This window comes from Anoxybacter fermentans, assembly GCF_003991135.1.
Lineage (GTDB): Bacteria > Bacillota > Halanaerobiia > DY22613 > DY22613 > Anoxybacter > Anoxybacter fermentans.
In genome coordinates this window covers 1,080,260-1,100,502 of record NZ_CP016379.1, presented here as the reverse complement: position 1 = coordinate 1,100,502, position 20,243 = coordinate 1,080,260, and the positions used below count along the sequence as shown (strand labels likewise).

20 protein-coding genes are annotated in these 20,243 nt (G+C 33.2%); 2 read left to right on the top strand and 18 right to left on the bottom strand.

All coding sequences use genetic code 11. The annotated features are described in order from the left end of the window. Positions 1–13 precede the first annotated feature (13 nt). The 18 genes from BBF96_RS04925 to BBF96_RS04840 all read right to left on the bottom strand — a co-directional run bounded on the left by BBF96_RS04925 (position 14) and on the right by BBF96_RS04840 (position 19,444). Entirely contained in the window at positions 14–739 is a 726-nt protein-coding gene (locus BBF96_RS04925) for a permease (protein WP_127016119.1), read from the bottom strand. After that, positions 739–1,215, bottom strand: coding sequence for a permease (locus tag BBF96_RS04920; protein ID WP_127016118.1), 477 nt, complete (start codon positions 1,213–1,215; stop codon positions 739–741). The genes BBF96_RS04925 and BBF96_RS04920 overlap by 1 nt, the downstream gene beginning before the upstream one ends. A gap of 110 nt (positions 1,216–1,325) precedes the next feature. Further along, a complete protein-coding gene (locus BBF96_RS04915) occupies positions 1,326–1,901 on the bottom strand; it encodes a TetR/AcrR family transcriptional regulator (RefSeq protein WP_164730908.1) in 576 nt (191 codons plus the stop codon). A 246-nt stretch (positions 1,902–2,147) separates the two neighbouring features. After that, positions 2,148–2,471 (bottom strand): cupin domain-containing protein, encoded by a 324-nt coding sequence (locus BBF96_RS04910; protein ID WP_127016116.1) that lies wholly within the window; start codon positions 2,469–2,471, stop codon positions 2,148–2,150. A 373-nt stretch (positions 2,472–2,844) separates the two neighbouring features. After that, positions 2,845–6,777, bottom strand: coding sequence for a DUF6079 family protein (locus tag BBF96_RS04905; RefSeq protein WP_127016115.1), 3,933 nt, complete (start codon positions 6,775–6,777; stop codon positions 2,845–2,847). Further along, entirely contained in the window at positions 6,777–7,514 is a 738-nt protein-coding gene (locus BBF96_RS04900) for a hypothetical protein (RefSeq protein WP_127016114.1), read from the bottom strand. The genes BBF96_RS04905 and BBF96_RS04900 overlap by 1 nt, the downstream gene beginning before the upstream one ends. Further along, a complete protein-coding gene (locus tag BBF96_RS04895) occupies positions 7,511–9,430 on the bottom strand; it encodes a DNA methyltransferase (RefSeq protein WP_236777915.1) in 1,920 nt (639 codons plus the stop codon). The genes BBF96_RS04900 and BBF96_RS04895 overlap by 4 nt, the downstream gene beginning before the upstream one ends. Positions 9,431–9,775: 345 nt before the next feature. Next, the gene (locus tag BBF96_RS04890) at positions 9,776–10,615 is read right to left on the bottom strand and encodes a hypothetical protein (protein WP_127016112.1); all 840 of its coding nucleotides are present in this window, start codon (positions 10,613–10,615) and stop codon (positions 9,776–9,778) included. 16 nt (positions 10,616–10,631) lie between these two features. Further along, positions 10,632–11,165 (bottom strand): CDP-diacylglycerol--glycerol-3-phosphate 3-phosphatidyltransferase, encoded by a 534-nt coding sequence (gene pgsA / locus BBF96_RS04885; protein ID WP_127016111.1) that lies wholly within the window; start codon positions 11,163–11,165, stop codon positions 10,632–10,634. A gap of 136 nt (positions 11,166–11,301) precedes the next feature. Beyond that, on the bottom strand, positions 11,302–12,375 hold the full coding sequence (locus tag BBF96_RS04880) for a M42 family metallopeptidase (RefSeq protein WP_127016110.1): 1,074 nt from the start codon (positions 12,373–12,375) through the stop codon (positions 11,302–11,304). Positions 12,376–12,389: 14 nt separating this feature from the next. Next, complete coding sequence (locus tag BBF96_RS04875; protein ID WP_127016109.1) at positions 12,390–12,716, bottom strand: hypothetical protein; 327 nt, start codon at positions 12,714–12,716, stop codon at positions 12,390–12,392. A 229-nt stretch (positions 12,717–12,945) separates the two neighbouring features. Continuing rightward, on the bottom strand, positions 12,946–13,458 hold the full coding sequence (locus tag BBF96_RS04870; protein ID WP_127016108.1) for a helix-turn-helix domain-containing protein: 513 nt from the start codon (positions 13,456–13,458) through the stop codon (positions 12,946–12,948). Positions 13,459–13,705: 247 nt separating this feature from the next. Then, positions 13,706–14,038, bottom strand: a complete 333-nt coding sequence (locus BBF96_RS04865; protein WP_127016107.1) for a hypothetical protein — start codon at positions 14,036–14,038, stop codon at positions 13,706–13,708. Between the two features lie 77 nt (positions 14,039–14,115). Continuing rightward, on the bottom strand, positions 14,116–15,075 hold the full coding sequence (locus tag BBF96_RS04860) for an RluA family pseudouridine synthase (protein WP_127016106.1): 960 nt from the start codon (positions 15,073–15,075) through the stop codon (positions 14,116–14,118). A gap of 27 nt (positions 15,076–15,102) precedes the next feature. Beyond that, positions 15,103–16,467 (bottom strand): RsmF rRNA methyltransferase first C-terminal domain-containing protein, encoded by a 1,365-nt coding sequence (locus tag BBF96_RS04855; protein ID WP_127016105.1) that lies wholly within the window; start codon positions 16,465–16,467, stop codon positions 15,103–15,105. Between the two features lie 121 nt (positions 16,468–16,588). Further along, positions 16,589–17,425: a methyl-accepting chemotaxis protein gene (locus BBF96_RS17195; protein ID WP_205665714.1), complete on the bottom strand. Its 837-nt coding sequence runs from the start codon at positions 17,423–17,425 to the stop codon at positions 16,589–16,591. A 91-nt stretch (positions 17,426–17,516) separates the two neighbouring features. Further along, positions 17,517–18,956, bottom strand: coding sequence for a TrkH family potassium uptake protein (locus BBF96_RS04845; protein ID WP_127016103.1), 1,440 nt, complete (start codon positions 18,954–18,956; stop codon positions 17,517–17,519). Between the two features lie 254 nt (positions 18,957–19,210). Then, positions 19,211–19,444 (bottom strand): hypothetical protein, encoded by a 234-nt coding sequence (locus BBF96_RS04840; protein ID WP_127016102.1) that lies wholly within the window; start codon positions 19,442–19,444, stop codon positions 19,211–19,213. A gap of 209 nt (positions 19,445–19,653) precedes the next feature. Between BBF96_RS04840 and BBF96_RS04835 the strand changes: the two genes are divergently transcribed. After that, positions 19,654–19,818 carry a DUF1540 domain-containing protein gene (locus tag BBF96_RS04835; protein ID WP_164730907.1) on the top strand — a complete coding sequence of 55 codons (165 nt, stop codon included), beginning with the start codon at positions 19,654–19,656 and terminating at the stop codon, positions 19,816–19,818. Positions 19,819–20,072: 254 nt separating this feature from the next. Next, the gene (locus tag BBF96_RS04830) at positions 20,073–20,225 is read left to right on the top strand and encodes a DUF1540 domain-containing protein (RefSeq protein ID WP_127016100.1); all 153 of its coding nucleotides are present in this window, start codon (positions 20,073–20,075) and stop codon (positions 20,223–20,225) included. Positions 20,226–20,243: the final 18 nt, after the last annotated feature.

Genomic DNA, 20,243 nt, shown 5'->3' with positions numbered 1-20,243 from the left:
AGATTATAACTATCTATAAATCATCTTCTTGTGATAATAATTTTTTAATTTGGGCTGTTGTTCTTTTACCACCCAGTTTACATTTATCAGGTCTTGTATTGTTTTCAACAATATTTTCAGCATATTTTCTACAGCTTTCAAAACCACATCTACGGCAGTTATATTGTGGTAAAACGTTATTAATATTCTCTATTAATTGATAATTACTATCCATATAAGTATTATTTATTATTAATTTTTCCTTAAACATTAATTTTTCAGTAAAATATCCAATTAACAGAACAGCTGGAATTGTCAATATTAACCTGCTTCCAGCAAAACCAAATCCTAAAAATTTGGTCTCAACAATAAGCATTGGTATTTTTATTACTGCCCATGAACTTATTATTATGACAACATTAGAGAGACTAGCTTCTTTCATCAATAATGAATGGGCCAGGGGGAAAGCTGCATATATAGGTCCTGCTGATACTGAACCGATAAAAATAGATAATAGCTTACCCTTTAAACCTGAATCTTTTCCAAAATTTCTTATAATCACCTCTTTAGGTACCCAGGTTGTTATTAATGCAGATAAAATAAATACAGCAGGCAATATTTGAACCATTTCTTTTAAATACCCACCAGTAGTTTTTAATGCCCTCTCAAATATTTCAGTATTATATACAAATGTTATTGCATACAAAAAGATTGTTAGAATCTGAAGCCTATACTTTTTTAATTTAGCTGTATTGATCATTATAATATCACCCCAATTCCTGCAGCAATTAATAAGGCTGCTATAATACTAATTCCATTGCGAATGAAAGTAAACTTTTTTCCAAAATATTTTATTTCAATTGGCATTGTTGCAAATCCTACCATGGTAAGAGTTGTTATAAAGGCGGCTATTGCTACAAGATTTGCTCCATTTTTTAACAATGAACCTGCAAGAGGGAATGCTACAAAAGCCGGTATAATTGTAACTGTACCAATTATAGCACCATAGATGGCGCTTAATAACTCATTGGGATTGCCTAATAGGCTTTTAATCACTGAATTAGGTATCCATGCCAGAAATAGTGCAACAAGGGCCATAAGAGCAAAAATTTCTACAAAAATATTTATAAATAAATTTTTTGCTAACATGATACTTTCTTTCGTCTTTTCTTTATCCTTTTTCAAAGACCAAAATAGTGCTGCTATAGACAGACCAATCAAGATTAAAGTATTCATAGAAAACACTCCTTTTGTGGTTTATCTTTATCTGATATAAATTTGCATATTGAATGAAGATTCAATCATAATGAAAAAAAAAACTTTACCTTAAATAGTCATTCTAAAAACTATTTTATCTTTAAGCCATTAAAGAATAGATCAGTCAATTCATCTGCAGCTTCATTTAAAATAGCAAGTTCATTATTTTGGATAGCTACTTCGACTACTCCCTGAATAGCTCCAAAAAGACTAGAACCTATTAATTTATAATTACATTTGCGAATCTGACCTTTTTTAGCTCCATTTTCTAAGAGTAAAGTTAATTTTTCTGGAATTAGTTTCAAATAACCCAGAATGGCATTTAAATTATTACGGTGTGGAAATTGTTTTTCCTTAACCAGGATTTCACCTACTTTGGGATCTTTAATAATTTCATTAAAATGTTTTTGCAAAAACAAATGTATCTTATCCAGAACATGTCCTTCTTTATTTTCTAATTCTTCCAAAAACGCAAGACGTTTTTTTAGTTCAACTTCAAAGATATACTCTAAAATTTCTTCTTTGTTAGAGAAATAATTATAGATCGTTCCCACTGCTACTCCTGCTTCTTCAGCAATCTGATCAGCACGGGTATTATAGAATCCTTTTTTAGAGATTACTTTTATAGACGCTTGTCTAATCCTTTCTCTTTTATCTTCCTTCATCTCTATCATCTCCGATTGATGAATCGTAAAATTATGAGTGAACAGTCATTCATTTAAAAGTCCAAACTAATATTATTTGTCTATTAAGTTTAAACAATTAAATATTCTTAACAGGATTTTGTTTAAAAACCCATCTAAAGCTTGCCAGAACGGGTTCTGAAAAGACAAAATGAATGACAGTTCACTCATTTTTATTATAATTTACTTACCACAATTTGTCAACAGTTTTTTAAAATAAATTAATTTTTATGCTTTAGGGTTTGGAGTTTTTACAACCAGTACACTAAATTCTGTATCTTTAGATGCAATTAATCCATGGGGTATATTTTTTGGACCGAGTACTATTTCACCCTGCTTTACTACCTGCTTTTCTTCACCTACAATAATAGTTCCTTTTCCTTGATGAACATAGAAAAAAACATCTACCGGTGTTACATGAATAGGTAAAACTTCACCCGGCTGTAATATGACATTAATTACTGCCACTTCCCGCCGATTAATTACTTGTTTGACCTGAACACTTTTTTTTGAAACAGTTTTTTCAATTTCGTTTAAGCAAATAACTTCCATATTACTATCCCCCCTTTTTCTGATTTCACTATACACGAGATTTAATTTCAGATCATTGATATTTATCACATTTATATTAAAAAAGTCATTAGAATAAATTGGCCTTCGTTATAATATAAGAAAAATTTGTTGATACCAGGGATAAAAGTTATATTTCCTCTGTATCAAAAAACTGAAGCTAAAATAACTGCTTCAGTCTTAAATAAGATAAGGTTGACCGCTAAACTTATTTTATTATTAAAATGCAAAAAGCTAATTTTTCGCTTCAAAAGAAATTTTTCGAACCATCTAAAGTTCGACTGAAATCTCACTAAGATGGTTTAACGAAAAATTTCTATGTCGCTCAAAATTAGCTTTTTGCAATTTAATCATTTTATTTTTCACCTGCTTCTATCAGTAATACAATCTTTTCTAGATTCTTTTCAGGTGAATCAGCCAGCCTGTTCTCAAGTATACCTTTCAATATTTTCTCAAAGTGATTGGTTAAATCTCTTAGATCAGTAGCAGGATAAGAACCTACAAGAGCTGCGGCAATCTCCTCACTGGAAATAGTAATTGGATAAGTACTCTCAAGGGCTTCATTAATCTCCTTTATTACCTCAGGAGTAATTAATTCTATGATTCGAAGCAAATCATTAACATCAACCGAAAGAAGTTCGCGAATCTGGCTTTCTGGATGTTTCTTTAAATAATTTTCCAGATAATCTCTAAATCTTCTTGTAGTCTGGAACTGCACGATGTATTCCCTAATTCCTTTTTTCAACATTGGAGTGATCTTATCTAATGGAGGAGTACTAAAGTGAACACCCAATTTAAAACCACAATCACAATCTGGTTTTTCCTCTAAAAGCTCAGCTAGTTTTGAAACAGTACATCTGGCAGGGAAAAAATTATCTATGTAGCGTTTAATCGGTTTAAGATTATATGCAACCTTAATAGCTTTAATACTATCAAGTAATTCCAATGTTCGATATTCCTTAAGTCCTTTAAGTTGAGCATTAAAATTTGCTACTTCTTCATGGAAGCGGAAATGTTCTTCTAAATATGTAAAAATATATCTCCTTTTAATATTCCGTAAATCAGTAATTAAACTTAAATAAGCCTCTTTATCAATGATAAGACGACTTAAATGCGTAAATTTATTACGAATTGTCAATAAACCGATCTTTAGATTTTCATATCCTCTAAGTGGTAAATTAATACTATTAATATAATTATAGTATTTTACCAATTCTTGATCTTTGCGTCGGTTAACAAAATGCAGAATCTTTTTAATCTGTATATACTCTTTTCGGAAGTTCTCAATACTACCAAATATCTCAATAACTGATCTCAATAAGCGTGTTAAACCCTGATGGGATTGATAATCCTTATGATAGAAATCATCATCCAGGAAATGGTGAAATTTAAGAAGAGGTTTTATAACATCTCTTAGCTTATCTTCTTGATTAATTAAATGACAGAATTGGGTAATGACTTTAATTCCCTGTTCTACTTCATCGACCAGTTCACTTTGTAAATTGAGAACCTGATTCCACATTTTATCCTGATTAATAATGGATCTTTCAGAGCTAATTTCGGGAATCAATATCTGTAGAAGTTCTACATATTCTGGCCAGAGATCTGATCCAATCAGATCCCCTTTCTCCAAATAGTAAATCCTGTTTATAAGAGCTTTATCACCAGAACCTATATTTTCTAGATCAAGATTTTCACCAGTAATCAGCCCACCAGCCTTATCCCGGCCACGACATTCACCTTTAATGATCATTGTTGCCATCAGCACTTCAAAGATATGTTCCTGAATGCCATATGGTACCTGTCTTAAGGCTGGATAAATTTCGTCCATCACTGAATGTTTTTCACCATCTTCAAGGAGTTTTAAAATTTCGTTAATATATGGAGAAAGAGAATTTAAATACGCTTCACCATTTCGCTCTTCTACTAGATGCAAGGGCTTTGCCAGGGTCTTAATTTCATTTAAAGTAAGACGGGTATGACCTGGAATAATAAATTCACGAATTAGTTTATTTGTCTGAAAGCGGGAAATTTTTTTGCCAAAATCCGGGTGTTCAGCATAAACCTGATCAAAGATTTCTTTAACAATTTCAGTTAACAGTTCTTCTAGACAGCGGAATGGAGTTAAAGGCACATATTCACGTTGGCAGTTAAATATAGATCCCTGAAAGTAGGCATTTTGAATAATTAATTGTGCTTTTTTCTGTAAATCATCAATTTCAGCCATTAATTGAGCACTTTTCTGCAACTCTTCTTCCGTTTCCGGGTGGTTATACTTATCATCCAGTAAATATTTAACTGCAGCATATCTTTTTAACTGATTAAAACTAAAACTATCCAGATCTGAAGGTAACCAGATGAGATGTCTGGGATCATCATTCCATATATTTTGCAGTTTTTCTTCTAAAGCAATTCTCTGATTATAATGAGGGAACCCTACTATTAATTCAAAATCAAGATCATCTCTGGCAGGGTCTAAAGGTTCTAATTGATCTAACTGATTAATATCTTTTAAGATCATCTTACCTGTCCGAACTGTATTACGCCAGATTATTTCAATAGGTCTGATCTGATTCCACTCTATAGGCTGACTTTCAAAGAGATCTTTATGGTTATTCAACAACTCATTTATCAATCTTGCTAGATCCTGATCAGAAATAGTTTCAACGGTACTCTGGATTTCGTGTTCTATGGAAAAACCACTCTCAGATGGATCTATGTCATAAACTCTCTCTAATGGATCATCTGCTTTGCTAAATCGAATATGTTTTCCTTTTCCACGGATCAAAAGTTCTTCTAATATCTCTGCTATTTCTTCATAGGCTAAATTGGTTGCAACTCCAAGCCCCATTCCTTCCATCAAAATATGAGCTAACTCTCGAGGGGTTTTTCCATTTTGTTTGCAAATCTTTAAAATAATAAGCACTTTAACCAATTTCCGCGAAAGTCTCTGGTTGAGGGGATAATCGGCTGCGTCAATGATCGGTTTAAATGTATCATAATAAATATCATAATACTCCCGAAAACGGGGCTTGAGCAATGTTTCAGCAAAAATATCAAATAATTGATCAGCAGTTACCAGTTCTGTCATGGCCCGGTCCTGAACTTTAGCCAGAGTTAACCATAATTCTTCCACTACTGTCCGGTCACGGGAAGCATACTCAGCTAATCTCATTAAACAATCTACAAAACATTTATGGAACGGATATAACCGGACAAATTCATCTTCTGTAACATGTTTTAATAAATCGGGAAATTCATCTTCAAAATCATGATAAAGTTCTTTGATCTTTTTTTCTGCTTCTCTGTTTTTAACTGCAATTCGCTTTTCTAAAATCTCTTCAATATTGATTCTGGAAAGAACCAACTGGACAAAACGATCTTGAACCTTTTCTTCTTCCTGATTCAGATATTGATCCTGTTCAAAGATCTGGCCTGGATTTTCCTGGGCTGCTGCCATAAACCAGATAGGCTCATCTTTAATACGTTGACCAAGCGATTGTAAAACCTCTAGATCTTCTGCTAAGTATCCTTTATTTTGGCGTTTAATTAAATAATGGGATAGTTCATCAACAAATATCATCAATCCATCAAAATGTTTTTTTACTTCTTCAGCTATCTTTGTCAGCCCATCTTTAATATCAGGATAAATAATTTCGCGGTATTCTTTTGATGAATAAAATCCCATCTTTTGAAGATAGGCAATGATTATTCTTGCAGCTTTATCGGGCTTATCTGTAAGAATTTTCTCCCATTCTTTTTGAGTTAAATTCTCTTTCGTTTTAAGAAAATCATAAAAATCCTCTGGACGTAGAGCCTGCCAATTTTTTTCAACAAAATTGCTTACAATTCTATGGTCATCTTTGATATTAAAAGAAATGCCATTCTTATTAAAGGCTTCTTCAACGGACTGGAAAAATTTAACCTTTAAATCATTAACTTCAGTCAAAGTAAAATTCACTGTAAGAATTTTTTTCTTTTTTAATGCTTGCTGGAATTTACTTCTCAGGTTTGAACTTAAACCAATCCAACAATTTTCATTATTCTGTAAGAGGAGGGTTAAATAAGACATAAAATGGGATTTACCGGCTCCATAACTTCCCAAAACCCAAAATCCCTGACCTTTATTACTGACTATATGACTTAAAACCCGGTTTAAAAGATGTTCCACATTTCTGGTAACTACATAACTCTTAATAGTTTCACGGCGTTTTTTTTCAATTGCCAAATCCATAGTGATTACTGTTTCCGGGCGTTCTGGTAATGGAACCAAATCTCTAATCAACATTATTTATGACCTCCCTGAATCATATATTCAACCAACTCGGTCAAATCCTGATAAATCAGAGCATATTGGCAAAGTCCGCCACGCGATTCAAGACTTATATAGTTTTTTATCCGGCAAGCTTCCAGTATTAATGGTACAGTCTTTGGATCCAGAAGAAAATAAGCTGGAAAAGCTGCATATTTAAGAATCTGCTCTAGAGGTGGATTTTTAAGAGAAAACCGTTTACCCGCTTCAAAACCTTCAGAATATTCAGCATATAAAGCATAGGCAACAGCTTCTACTGCAGGTCGTTGATATTCTAAAAACTTTTCCTTTCTATTGACCATAAACATCTTTACCTCACGTAAAGCTTTCTCTGCGATTTTTAAAGTACGGCTTTGTTCACTCTTTGTCAGTCCTTTTTGTTGTAAGAAAAATTTCAACTCCGTCTCTTTCCACAGAAAACGATTTTCTTTAAAACCGGGGTAAATACACTCTAGAATCATTTCTTTCAGTAGTGGTTCTTTTTGTAAATAATGAAAGAAGATTATCTGGCGAACTGCAGGCTGGTCTCCCCAGGCTTTTACTATATTTAAAAGATTGTAATAAAGCTCCTTAGAACTTTTAACGTAGAGTTCTTCGATCTGATTGATCTTCCGCCCTCTACCTACCCGTTCCCCCCTGGCTATCTTCTCCAGATAAGTTATGGTTTCTGGAATGTAGGGTGGCAGAGTCAATGGTCTGACATCTGCCGTCATAATCCTTCACTCCTCATAATATAATCTCTAATTCTCTCTTTTTTACGCTCTGTAAGATAAGTTATTTCATCTAACAATTCCAGTACTTTTTTACCAAATTTTTGTAAAGAATCCTGATCCTTTTCCCTTCTGGACTTCTCATAAAGTTCCAGATAAATTTTAAAAAAATTATCCCTAGACCATTCAGAAAGTCCTACTAATTCTCCTTTCACAACTTCAACAAATATCTTGTCAGCACGAATAATTCTCCTTAAAATCATTGGTAGTGTTTCAAATTGATCTTTTTTCTCTTTTTGAAAATATTCCTTTATTAACATATTAAGTTTAATCTGTTGACGTTCACACTGTTCCATCAATAAGCGATAATAAGGCGTGTGAAAGATAGTTCTGGGTTTTATCTTTAAAAATCGTTCCATTAATTCCCGATAACTTAATGCATTTTTCTCTTCCTGCAAAAAATAATAGACCATTTCGCGAACAAACTTATCAAAAACTTTCTCCATTTTTTGTTGACGTTTTTTATATAACTTTTCTTCCTGGCCAGAAGAAGGTTTTAACCAATATTTACCTGAGTAAAGGTAATTCTCTTTCAAAAGATCCTCTAAAGATTTTTCAATCAAACAGTCATGTAAGAAATTTTCAAGTAAGTATCTTTGAATTTCCCCGGTAGTGGCTGTACCTTTTTTTGATAAATACTGATCTATTTTTCGTATAATAGCTTCTTCGATATTATATAATGTTTCTATTTTCATCTTATTTAAAGAACCCAGTACGGTATTTTGTTTTTTCTTCTGCAAGGTAAGACTTATAACCGGATAATTTTCCTTTTGTTGTCCTGTTACCATTTCTACCCCCTCCTGAACAAGATGCCATCCTTCATCCTGGGCTAACTTGATTATTAATGAGAGAAGAACATGGTGACCTGTAATGATCAAAGTTAAATAGGAACTATCTTTCATAACCCTTTCCATCTCTTTTAAAAGTTTCTTTAAATTTCGGGCTAGTTTATACCGCCCGCGATAATCCAGTTCTATACAAATTTCATCATCATAATTTGTAAACTCACCAATCAACAATTCACTTAAATAACTCATTTCCCCTTCTCTATAACCCCTAAGCCCCGGCAAATGAAGGATTACATAATCTATACTTTCTGCCTTAAGAAAGTTCAAATTATACACCGAAGCTTGTCTTACTATAGGAGTCCAGACAAAATTCCGGGCTAATTTTTCTCTTAACAAACTTTTATAATTCAAATACAGTTTAAGTTTTTTTTGAAAAAGTTTAATAGGATCTCGTGTCTTAATATGTTTGGGGAGATAAAAGGATCGTCGATTTTTACTGATTTCAAGTTGTGATACTTCAAATAATGTATTATGAAAAACAATTTCAAGCAATTCCCGGGAAGACTGATCTTTGATTCTTAAAATCCCAAGATAAATTCTTTTAAGAACATTAAGATCATATTCATGAAAGATTTGTTTTATTTCTATTATATTCTTATTAATAATCCGTTTAAAAGACTTAAATGGAGGAATTGGACTATTTATAAATCTTTCCCACCTCTCTTCTTCTTGACGTGTAGGATTAAGAGGTTCATCCCGAATTTTACTCCAGAGAATCATAACCCGATTATAATCGAAAAAGCTAAAAAGATTCCTGGTAGTTCGAGTGGCAATTAGATTTATATCACTCAAGACAGCTTTTCTATTCATTTCAAGAGCTGCAATTCCGGTAGTGCCATTTCCACAGCATGGATCTAAAACCAAATCACCAGTTTTGGAATATTTTTTCAATCCATTTTTGACAAGAGAGTAGGGCGTAAATTCTCCGAAAGGCCTTAATGAAGGTATAATTTTTTCTAAAGCCTGCTCTTCTAAATCCGCAAATAACGAAGTTTGTTTCCAGATTATCATATTTCTCACCTTAAAATTTCACTTTTATCTAATTTTATTCTCTGTTTCCCTTTAATTCCCTTTAGAGATAATGTCAACCACTGTCGAAAGCCAATTTTTTTTTAATCAACTTTGTATAATTTTCCATCCTTGAACTTATATTCTCATTAAGATGATTTAACGAAAAATTTCTATGTTGCTCAAAATTAGCTTTTTGCAGTTTAATCATATAATTAATTTTGTTAAGAACAAATTAGCCTTCCGCCAATAATATTTTAATAGATATCAGGGATGTAAGTTATCCACAACTGTATAATTCCCTGGCATTAAAAAAAGACCACTTTTTAGTGGTCTAAATCAATATTTTTATTCATCAATCACAAACATAACTTTACATTCATTTAAAATGGTACTGTTCAGTGCCATTTTCCTGATAAACTCAGCTTTATCTAAAGAAATTATAGCATAGTCTTTAGCATACCCAGATCTTCCAATAGCTTTTATCACAAGAGGATTAGTCCCAACCCGTTTGTCAGCTTTAGCTTCTTCTAAAGTATAAGCATACCCCACTATTCCTACTTCAATAACAAATTCAGGATCTGCAGCTATAGTACCATAAACTTCTTCATAATTACTATCTAAAATCTTAGGAGCCATAGATGGTTTGACATGATATCCTCGGGTATCAATGATAATGCCTGTATAACCCATAAACTCTTCTGGTAAGTCTTCTTTTTTTTCTTTATCTTTAGTAAGAGTCGGGAAAATCTCATCTTTTGATTTAAAAGCCCGATCCCTATACAGTCGATCTAAAACACGGGCTAATTCTGTCCCGTTCCAGGTGCGAACCAGTTTAATCTTTACCCGCCCATCAGGAAATTGTTTCTCTTCAAGTGAGAAATTTAAAAATAAATTTTTCGTTACAATAGACTTTAATTCAGAATCTTCTTCCATTAACTCCGCCAAAGTTTTCCCCTTAAACTTAAGTGATTCAAGCCAATTTTTAAATTTTAAAAATACTGCTTTAGTTGCTTTCTGTCTTGCTTCATAGGCGCGTATAGCAGGGTTAATTTCCATTAATTGACCCTCACCAATTTGAACAAAGCTTATCTGGCGCTGGCCCATAACCTCTATATAATCATTAGCACAAACAACTGGGCCCGGGATCAGCAATATAATCATACAAATGACTAAGACTGATATCATTCCTACACGCTCCTAACTATCTTATTGATGCTTTCTTAAAAAAATAACGATATGCCTTAATAATATAATCAATTCCGGATAACAGGGTTAAAGGAATGGCCAATGTTAAAAAGAATTGATTAAAAAATTGGACACTGAGAATACTTGTTACAGCAGTACAATACAAAGTAAAAGTAGCCCATTTTCCATACCGGCTGGGAAAGATAATATCATGGCCGGTTAAATACACAACTACAGAACCTGATAAAATAGTAACTTCCCGGACAAGAATTATCATTATAATCCATAATGGAAGAATTTCAACGATTGCTAAAGAAATAAAAGCAGAAATCATTGATAATTTATCAGCAAGGGGATCTAATAAACGTCCCACTCTAGACGTCAAATTACGTGTTCTGGCAATATATCCATCAAGAAGATCAGTAATCCCTGAAAAAACAAAAATTCCCCCCGCCCATAGATAATGATTAGGGAAGTCTGCAAAAAAGAAATATAAAAATAAAGGGATGAAGAGGATTCTACTGGTTGTTAATGCATTCGCGAGATTCATCAATCATACCTCCCAAATAACCATCAATAAAACATTATATAGTGTAAATTACTTTTTATAATTTCGCTATAACCCACCAAAATCCTGCAACATCCCTTTGATTTTATTTATTTTATAGTATTATCTTTTCCCCCATTTATAGGGTAAATTTAGCAACCGTTTCACTATCCAAACGCATAATCACTTCTTTTAACAATTTTATAGCATTTTCATAATCTTTTCGATGAATGATTCCTACATGAGTATGGATATATCGGGTTGGTACTGCAATTACCAGACTGGGAACACCCTCTTTATAAATATGAATAGCACCAGCATCTGTACCACCACCTGCTAAGGAATCCAATTGGTATGGAATTTCCATCTCTTCTGCTACATTAATGACAAAATCCCTCAGTCCCCGATTGGGAATCATACTGGCATCATAGACTAAAATTACCGGTCCTTCTCCAAGTTTTTCATATACCCCAAAATCTTTTGTACCCGGTACATCTGAGGCAATTCCAACTTCCAGAGCAAAAGCTATATCAGGACAGATCTTATTAACACTGGTCTTAGCTCCCCTCAGGCCAACCTCTTCCTGAACAGTTCCTACACCATAGACGGTATTTGGGTGGTCAGTACCTTTAAGCTCTTTCATTACTTCAATAAACATAGCACAACCCAGACGATCATCAAAAGCTTTAGCCATAAATAAGTCCGGGTTAGCCATAACAGTAAACTCGCTTACCGGAATTATAGGATCGCCCGGCCGAATACCAAAAACTTTTTCAGCCTCTTCCTTATCTTTAGCCCCACAATCGATAAACATATTTTCTTTTTTTACCACTTTGTTACGGGTCTCATTATCAAGAATATGTGGGGGAATTGAACCAATAACTCCAGGAACGTCTCCTTTATTGGTTTTAATTATAACCCTCTGTGCCAGCATAACCTGTTCCCACCAACCGCCAAGGGTTTGAAATTTGATAAAACCTTCTTCGGTTACATGTTTAACCATAAATCCAATCTCATCCATATGGGCACTCAACATAACTTTTGGACCATCAGAAGGACCTTCTTTTTTACAAATAATACTACCCAATCTATCTTCCTCTATACAAGTAAAATCCTCCATATGTTTTCTTATAATCGCCCGCACTTCATGTTCAAATCCTGGAACCCCTGAAGCTTCCGTTAGTTCCTTTAAAAGTTTAATTCTTTCATCCATTTTATCAACCTCCGTTATTTGTTTTCTTTTTGGTGCAGTTTTTTATATTCTTCTTCTGAAATTAATTTACCACCTTTAGCTTCTTCTTTTACAATGTTATAATTTCGATCAAAATATACCCTGAACTTGATGTTATTAAAACATTTTGGATCCCTTAATTCTTTTTGATATAAATAAGCATAATCTAACTGATCATCATAAATAGTTTGTATATCATAGGATTTGCGCAAAAGTAACTTAAAAGCATGTTTGCATCTATGGCATTGATAGTACAGATAAAGAATATTACGATTTTTATTAGATTTCGTTAGCAATCTTTTTAAAAATTTTATTAGTTTCATATTGCCCCCTTCTAACTATATTTAATTTTCCGATTTCTTATTATTTTATTATTTATTTCACAAAGGAAGGAAAAATCCTGCATAAATCAAATTAAATTATAATAAAATCTTTAAAACTATTATACCCTCTGTTTGTTTTTGGTATGGAATTAGTTTGTTCTTCGGCTATCCATCACTACATAATTTATAGAGGGTATAACATTTTTAAAGTGACTTTATAAAGTTTGCTTCACCAATTTATTTTTTTTGTAAGATAATCCATGATCAATTGAATACTATCGTCATCCAGTTGAAAAATATCCTCACAGATAAACCGTATATGATTCAGGTTTACTTCAATATCAAAGTTAAGTTGACTTTCATCGATACCCAGATATGTACTAATCTTTTTACACTCATCTTTAGTTAGCCGTTCATTACCAATTTCCACTTCCCCTAATTTAAAATAAGGTATCCCGGTAGCTTCACTCAGTTCCTCTAAATCAATCCCCTTTTCTTTACGAATACTTCTCAAACGTTCCCCCATGCTGATATTAGTGGTCTGAAGTAAGTCACAAGGATGTACTTTTAAAAATTCTGCAATTCGGGCCAACAGATCAATTGAAGGATTTGTAACCCCCTTTTCGATTTGACCAATATGGCTGGCAGATACTCCTACAGCATTCCCTAACTCCCTTAGAGTTAATTTTTTTTCTTTCCTTATTTTACTTAATCTTTCGCCAACCAGTAATTTTACCTCCATATCCAAATTCACCTCCTATTAATGTAGATTATATTATTCAAACTAAAATTTGTCAATTGTATATTCAATATATTTTTTGTTTTGTTATAATTGTAATAATACAATTATTTATTATTAATTAAAATTATACTTAAGAAAAAATCATTAATTCAACAATAACTTGATAAATTTTAGTACTTAAGTCCTAATGCAATTCGATAATAACGTATGAATTATACGTTTATACTTTAATTGCTAAAAAATTTTTTTAAAATTTTTTGAAAATAATTTTTTTGTAGAAATACGATCTTTTATCTTTATTCTCAAAAGATATAATATCCTTTCTTTTTAAAAGTAGTAAAATCAGTGGTAAAACTATAAATCCTGGTGAAATATCTATTAAAAATAAAGCACATGTAAAACAGAGAAATCGAACTCTGGCCCATTGGTCACCCAGGGTTAATAGTACGGTTATGAGTAATAAATAAGCCAGATCATAAGATGGTAAACCAGACCATATATGTAATAATTGTAATAATAGAACAGTAAGAAAAAAAGTAAAAAACCTATAAAGAATATTTTTCCGAATTAATAATAACATAAAATTCCCACCACCCAGGTAAATATAGGCAAAGTTAAGATATTTTTTCGACAAAGGACGTGGAAAATCCTCCTATATTATAACTGGTTTTCGATTTTTCGCAAATTCTCTGGTAAAGGAGCTAAAAATTCTCGATTCTGTAAATATTTTAAAGGTTCAATAGTCCGGGTAAAATTCAGGCGGTAGGCATGTAGAAATTGATATTTAAGTCCCCATTTTTCTTTGACTTGTTTATTTATGCGCTTATTACCGTATTTAGGATCACCAACAATAGGATGGCCAATGGAAGCTAAATGAGATCTTATCTGATGAGATCGGCCGGTGATCAGTTCTACCTGTAGTAAAGTGAACTTTCCGAATCTTTTTAAAACCTGATAGCGGGTATGAATTGGTAAACTGCCCTTTTTATTATAATCAAGAATCTTTACTTTATTTAATTTTTTATCTTTATAAAGATACCCCTTCAACTCCTGTTCTTGATTTAAATCTCCAACAACCAATGTGAGGTAGTATTTATCTATCATCCGTTTTCTTATCATCTTATTTAATGCCTGTTGGCTAAGATAATCTTTTGGAAACAGGACTAGACCGCTGGTATTCCGGTCCAGTCTATTGACTGGTGCAGGGGTAAAGGTAGTCTTCAGTTCAGGTTTATATTCCCCTTTTTTAATTAAATAAGATAAAACCTGCATATTTAAAGTATTTTGTAAACCAGAATGATTAGAATGAACCAAAAGCCCGCTAGGTTTGTCTACAATTAATAGATGTTCATCTTCATAAATAATGCCAAATTCCCGATCATAGTATTTAAATTTAATTTTTTCAAAGAATTGATCTAAATCTATATCCGTATGAAATTGTAGCATATCCCCAGGCTGAAGACGGTAATTTGGCTTAACTTTTTTACCATTAACTTTAATTTTTTTTGTTCTTAAAAATTTGTAAATAAGTCCAAGCGGAGCTTTTGGGAGATATTTTTTAAGAAAGCGATCTACCCTTTGTTTAGCTTCATTTTCCGTTATACGTACCTCTTTCATAATCACTCTCCTCATTCTTTTCAATTACTAAAAAAACCAGCGCATACTACGGGGAAAATGGTTTTTTAATATACCATTGACCATCTTACCCCATCCTAATGGAAAACCATCAACGGTAACCAATGTCCACCCCTTATCCCCTTGCCGCTGAAGTGTCTCACCTCTAAGATAAGCATGAATTTCGCTCTCATCATAAAGTGGCAGGGTCCGCTTTGCATCATTAGCTTTTAAACCTGTTGCCAGAGCATGTGCAGGTTCAAAACGGTTCTTTTTCAACTGGCCCAGATACCAGCCGGGCCGAAGTACTTTTAAACCTGCAAAGGATGGGACTTCGGGTGGTGTAAGATATAAATGATTACCAAAAAGGGTAAAGTGTCCTTCGGGAGTTGTATGTAAATTTTGCTTACAAAAAACATAGAATTCTTTGATTTCTCCAGAGTTTATCTGACTTTTGTATGGATTTATTTTCTTTTCATTACCATCCATTTTTCTAAGCAGGGCTACAAAATGTCCTTCTCCTTTTAGATAATGGGGCCAGAGACGTACTGTTTTCTTCAGATCTGGATGACCATCAATAACCCACTCGGGTCGACCGGGTTGAAAACCTTCTATATGCGGTAACTCTATCAATTCAAATTCAGGATGTTTTTTAAGAAACTCCTGGATGGTTCCTTCATTTTCTTCAGGAGCAAAAGTACAGGTTGAGTAAATCATAACTCCCCCCGGTTTTAGCATTTTTGCTGCATGATCCAGTATCTCGCGCTGAATTTCAGCACAATTTAGTATGTACTCCGGCTTCCAATGATCTATAGCCTCCGGCATTTTTCGAAACATCCCTTCCCCGGAACAGGGAGCATCAACTAAGATTCGGTCAAAATAAGCCGGAAAATACTCTAAGAGACGTTCAGGGCTCTCATAGGTAACAAAAGCATTGGTTACCCCCATCCGTTCAAGATTCATTGCCAATACCTGAGCACGTTTTAAATTAATATCATTAGCAACAACCAATCCTTTTCCTTTAAGTGCTGCTCCAATCTGAGTTGTCTTTCCACCAGGTGCAGCACAAAGATCCAGTATTTTTTCTCCCGGTTTAACTCCAAGTAGTGCAACAGGAGCCATAGCACTGGGTTCCTGAATATAGTATAGTCCTGCACTATGATAATAATGCTTTCCTGGCTCGTCTTCTTCTTTATAATAAAATCCTTCATTGGCCCAGGGAATAGGCGTTAGATGAAAAGGAACTTTTCTTTTTAACTCTTCAGGTGTCAGCTTTAATGTATTTACCCTTAAACCGTAAGAACGTTTCCTATTAAATGTATCCAGAAATGCGGGATATTCGTCACCCAATAATTCCTGCATCCTCTGCAAAAAATTCTTTGGTAGTCCAGTCATCTCTCATCCTCCAAAATAAGCATAAAAATTAATGTCATTTCTAATTATAACCAAAATGAAAAAAAAGTAAAGACATCTTCTATAAAGATGTCTTTATAAAACTAACGTATTATATTTTATTTCAACCCTGCAAAATTTTATCAGCTAATTGACGTAGTTCATCTGTCATACTGTTTATCTCTTCAATACTTGCTGTTATTTCTTCCATAGCTCCACTCTGTTCCTGAATATATCTTTCATTGGCCTGAATAGAATTTGCAATTTCCTCAAATTCCTGATGAATTCTCTTTAAATATGAGGTAATATTTTCAACTGATTGTTTGCTACGCATTGCTAAATTACGAATCTCATCAGCTACGACTTTAAAACTTCTTCCTGCCTCTCCAGCTCTGGCTGCTTCAATAGCAGCATTTAACCCGAGCAGATTGGTTTTATTACCTACATCCTGGATAAAATTTAATATTTCGTCAATATTATTCAATAATTCTGTGGTTGATTTGGACTTTGTTACCATCTCGGAAAAGTATTCGCTCAATCGATCTGTATTGGAATTTACCTGCTGAATACTTGCACTCATCTCCTGCATAGCTGCGGCCAATTCATTAGACATATTCTTCAACTTCCCTTCCATTTCTGCCTGTTGTGTAACATTAATAGCATAACCAAATCCACCAATAACATTACCAGCTTCATCGTGAATCGGTGCTCCAGTTGCCATAAAAGGAATTCCATATACTTCGGCAGGTACAAAGGTACTGATGGTACGGTTTTCTTTCATTGCAGTGGAAATAGCATCATCACCGACCGGCATTCCTATCTTTACACCAACATCTATAGTTTTACCCGGAACATAAGCTATAAATTTTTCGGTATCAGTAACACCAACTGCCGCGTCTTCTCTCATTGCTTTAGCAAGAAATGGTGCAACTTCAACAAAGGCTTTTAATCGCGGGTGCATATTCATCTCCTCCTTGTATTATTATTGTATTATTTTCACTATTAAAACAATATACTACAAAACCTATTATTTTCCTCTTTATTAATTGAAATTATTTTTTAGAAAATCCGCTAAATATAACGACCAATACTGTATATATTTCCAGTCTTCCCATTAGCATACATCCACTCAGTATAAATTTGACAGTATTGGGTAATGGCATAAATGAGTTAAGTGGGCCTACCAGTTCCAGGCCAGGGCCAATATTACCCAATGTTGCAGCTACAGCTGAAATAGCACTGATAAGATCAACTCCGTAAGAAGTCAAACAGATTACCGTTATAGCAAAAACTAAAATATATAAAAAGAAAAATTCTAAAATACCTGTCGAAACTTCTTCAGAAATCGGATCTTTTCCTATCGTCAATCGATTTACCGCTCTTGGATGGCGTAGTTTAAAAAGTTCCAGACGGCATTTTTTGATTAGAGTATAGATACGTATAATTTTGATTCCCCCTGCAGTTGATCCAGCACATCCGCCAATAAACATTAATAATAGTAATAACCAGTGAGATAATGGCGGCCATATATCATAGTCAACAATGGAATATCCGGTAGTTGTAATTATAGAAACCACTTGAAAAGCTGCATATTTAAAAGATTGATAAAGGTTTTGGTAGACATTTAACCTCAAATTGATTGTGATAAATAAGGTAAAGGTTAAGACAATCCCTGTATAGACTCTAAATTCCTGATTTTTAAAAATTACTTTGACCTTCCCTCGAAAGGTCTGGTAATAAAGAGCTAGATTTACTCCTGCAAGAAACATAAATATGGTTACAATCCAATCAACCGCATCACTGTTATATGCCCGTACACTTAAAGTTCTAGAACTGAATCCTCCCGTAGAAACTGTTCCAAAAGAATGGATAATGGCATCAAAGAGACTCATCCCATTGAGATAAAGCAAGATAAGCTGAATTACCGTTAATGAGAAATAAATCCAAAAGAGCGTCCGGGCCGTCTCTCGAATCCTGGGCTTTAACCTTTCATGCATTGGACCTGGAACTTCTGCTTTAAACAGTTGCATTTTTCCAGCAAGTTCAGGTAAAATAGCCATAGACATAACTATAATTCCCATTCCTCCCATCCAATGGCTTAAACTTCTCCAGAAAAGAATTGTCTGAGAGACATGTTCTAAAGACATAATCACTGTTGCACCAGTAGTTGTAAAGCCAGAGACACTTTCAAAAAAAGCATCTGCAAAATTTGTTAATGTATGGGTAGTGATGAACGGGATTGCTCCTACTACAGAAACAACTAACCAACTGATGGTAACAATTAAAAATCCCTCTGGATAGCGAATATCTAAAGGAGATCTAAATAGGTAATAAATAACAAATCCTGATGGTAGAATAAAAAGAGCTAGTAATAAAAAATCTATGGCATCAGTTTCACCATAATAAAGCCCAACTATCACAGGAAACATCAGACTAAATCCAAGTAGTATCAGTAAACCACCTATAATATGTAAGATTACTTTAATACGCATAAAAAAATCCCCTCCATCCTGATATATCCTATTAGGATAGAGAGGTTTATTATGCCTGATCAACTAAACAAAAACCAGAGGTTAAATAAAATTAACCTTTAGAACTTATCTTTATGATTTTACTGTAAAAAGCTAATTTTTCGCTTCAAAAGAAATTTTTCGAACCATCTAAAGTTCGACTAAAATCTCATTAAGATGGTTTAACGAAAAATTTCTATGTCATTCAAAATTAGCTTTTTGCAGTCTAATCATCTTTATTTATTTTTCAGATTTTCATATTCTTCCATTGTTAAAACATTTTCAGGTTTGATGCTTAAAACCTTAAACTCATCTTTATTCAGGATCCGGATAGTAGTATTATTTACTTTAATTACAGTGCCTTTATGCCATTCACCTAGAATATTGCGATACATCACCTGATCATCAACGTGAAACTTATCATTTCCTTCAATTTTTTTCCGCTTTTTATCTTTATTCATTTCTTCCACTTCTATTTCACCTACCTTTTTTAATTTCTTTCTTTTCCTAAATAGGTATTATAACACAAATTTTGTTATATGTAAATTTATATTACCAATTTATTAAACTTATTTTTTATGTTACTTAATTTTTACTCCGTTAAATCTACTCTTCTTTCTAATCAGGGATATTTCGATTAGTTTAATGAAATAATAAAAATAGTAAAGGGGGTGATATTTTGGAGACCAAAATTACCTGCCATGTAGTAAATTGCAGATATAATGAAGATGAACTCTGTACAAAGGAAAATATCCGGGTTGCCTGTAATACACCTAAAGTAACAGGTCCTGAGACTGTTAATTGTATGAGTTTTAAAGTAGACGATGGTCGAACACAAATATAATTTGTTTCTAGAAAATAGCAGGCTTCTACCTGCTATTTTTTTCGAAAAAGACATACCTTACTGTTAAAATTTCATGATGCTTTAATGGTATCTATATTACTTCCTATCAAACATATATATTCTGGTTAGTTCATTAGTTTCCTCTTTTTTATATAAATTTTTTATTTTACTAGCAAAAAAATTCATTTAAGTGGCATAATTTTTCGGTTATTGTACAAAATAATTTTCACAGGGATAAAAAAGGAGGTGTAATAATGCCCAAAGTTTATTGTAATGTGGCTAATTGTCAATATAACAAGCAAGAACTTTGCAATAAGGATCATATTGAGGTTAGCAGTAACTCAGAAAATCCTCAGGTAACGGAAGTAGTAAACTGTATGACCTTTAAACTGAAAGAGTTTGAATAAAAAAATTAAGCACGCCTG

Coding starts and splice junctions, on each gene's coding strand:
- BBF96_RS04920 (WP_127016118.1), bottom strand. CDS start 1,215: ATGAATACTTTAATCTTGATTGGTCTGTCTATAGCAGCACTATTTTGG.
- BBF96_RS17195 (WP_205665714.1), bottom strand. CDS start 17,425: ATGCACCCGCGATTAAAAGCCTTTGTTGAAGTTGCACCATTTCTTGCT.
- BBF96_RS04845 (WP_127016103.1), bottom strand. CDS start 18,956: ATGCGTATTAAAGTAATCTTACATATTATAGGTGGTTTACTGATACTA.
- BBF96_RS04925 (WP_127016119.1), bottom strand. CDS start 739: ATGATCAATACAGCTAAATTAAAAAAGTATAGGCTTCAGATTCTAACA.
- BBF96_RS04860 (WP_127016106.1), bottom strand. CDS start 15,075: ATGAAAGAGGTACGTATAACGGAAAATGAAGCTAAACAAAGGGTAGAT.
- BBF96_RS04910 (WP_127016116.1), bottom strand. CDS start 2,471: ATGGAAGTTATTTGCTTAAACGAAATTGAAAAAACTGTTTCAAAAAAA.
- BBF96_RS04870 (WP_127016108.1), bottom strand. CDS start 13,458: ATGGAGGTAAAATTACTGGTTGGCGAAAGATTAAGTAAAATAAGGAAA.
- BBF96_RS04855 (WP_127016105.1), bottom strand. CDS start 16,467: ATGACTGGACTACCAAAGAATTTTTTGCAGAGGATGCAGGAATTATTG.
- BBF96_RS04875 (WP_127016109.1), bottom strand. CDS start 12,716: ATGAAACTAATAAAATTTTTAAAAAGATTGCTAACGAAATCTAATAAA.
- BBF96_RS04905 (WP_127016115.1), bottom strand. CDS start 6,777: ATGTTGATTAGAGATTTGGTTCCATTACCAGAACGCCCGGAAACAGTA.
- BBF96_RS04880 (WP_127016110.1), bottom strand. CDS start 12,375: ATGGATGAAAGAATTAAACTTTTAAAGGAACTAACGGAAGCTTCAGGG.
- BBF96_RS04890 (WP_127016112.1), bottom strand. CDS start 10,615: ATGATATCAGTCTTAGTCATTTGTATGATTATATTGCTGATCCCGGGC.
- BBF96_RS04895 (WP_236777915.1), bottom strand. CDS start 9,430: ATGATAATCTGGAAACAAACTTCGTTATTTGCGGATTTAGAAGAGCAG.
- BBF96_RS04865 (WP_127016107.1), bottom strand. CDS start 14,038: ATGTTATTATTAATTCGGAAAAATATTCTTTATAGGTTTTTTACTTTT.
- BBF96_RS04915 (WP_164730908.1), bottom strand. CDS start 1,901: ATGAAGGAAGATAAAAGAGAAAGGATTAGACAAGCGTCTATAAAAGTA.
- BBF96_RS04830 (WP_127016100.1), top strand. CDS start 20,073: ATGCCCAAAGTTTATTGTAATGTGGCTAATTGTCAATATAACAAGCAA.
- pgsA (WP_127016111.1), bottom strand. CDS start 11,165: ATGAATCTCGCGAATGCATTAACAACCAGTAGAATCCTCTTCATCCCT.
- BBF96_RS04900 (WP_127016114.1), bottom strand. CDS start 7,514: ATGACGGCAGATGTCAGACCATTGACTCTGCCACCCTACATTCCAGAA.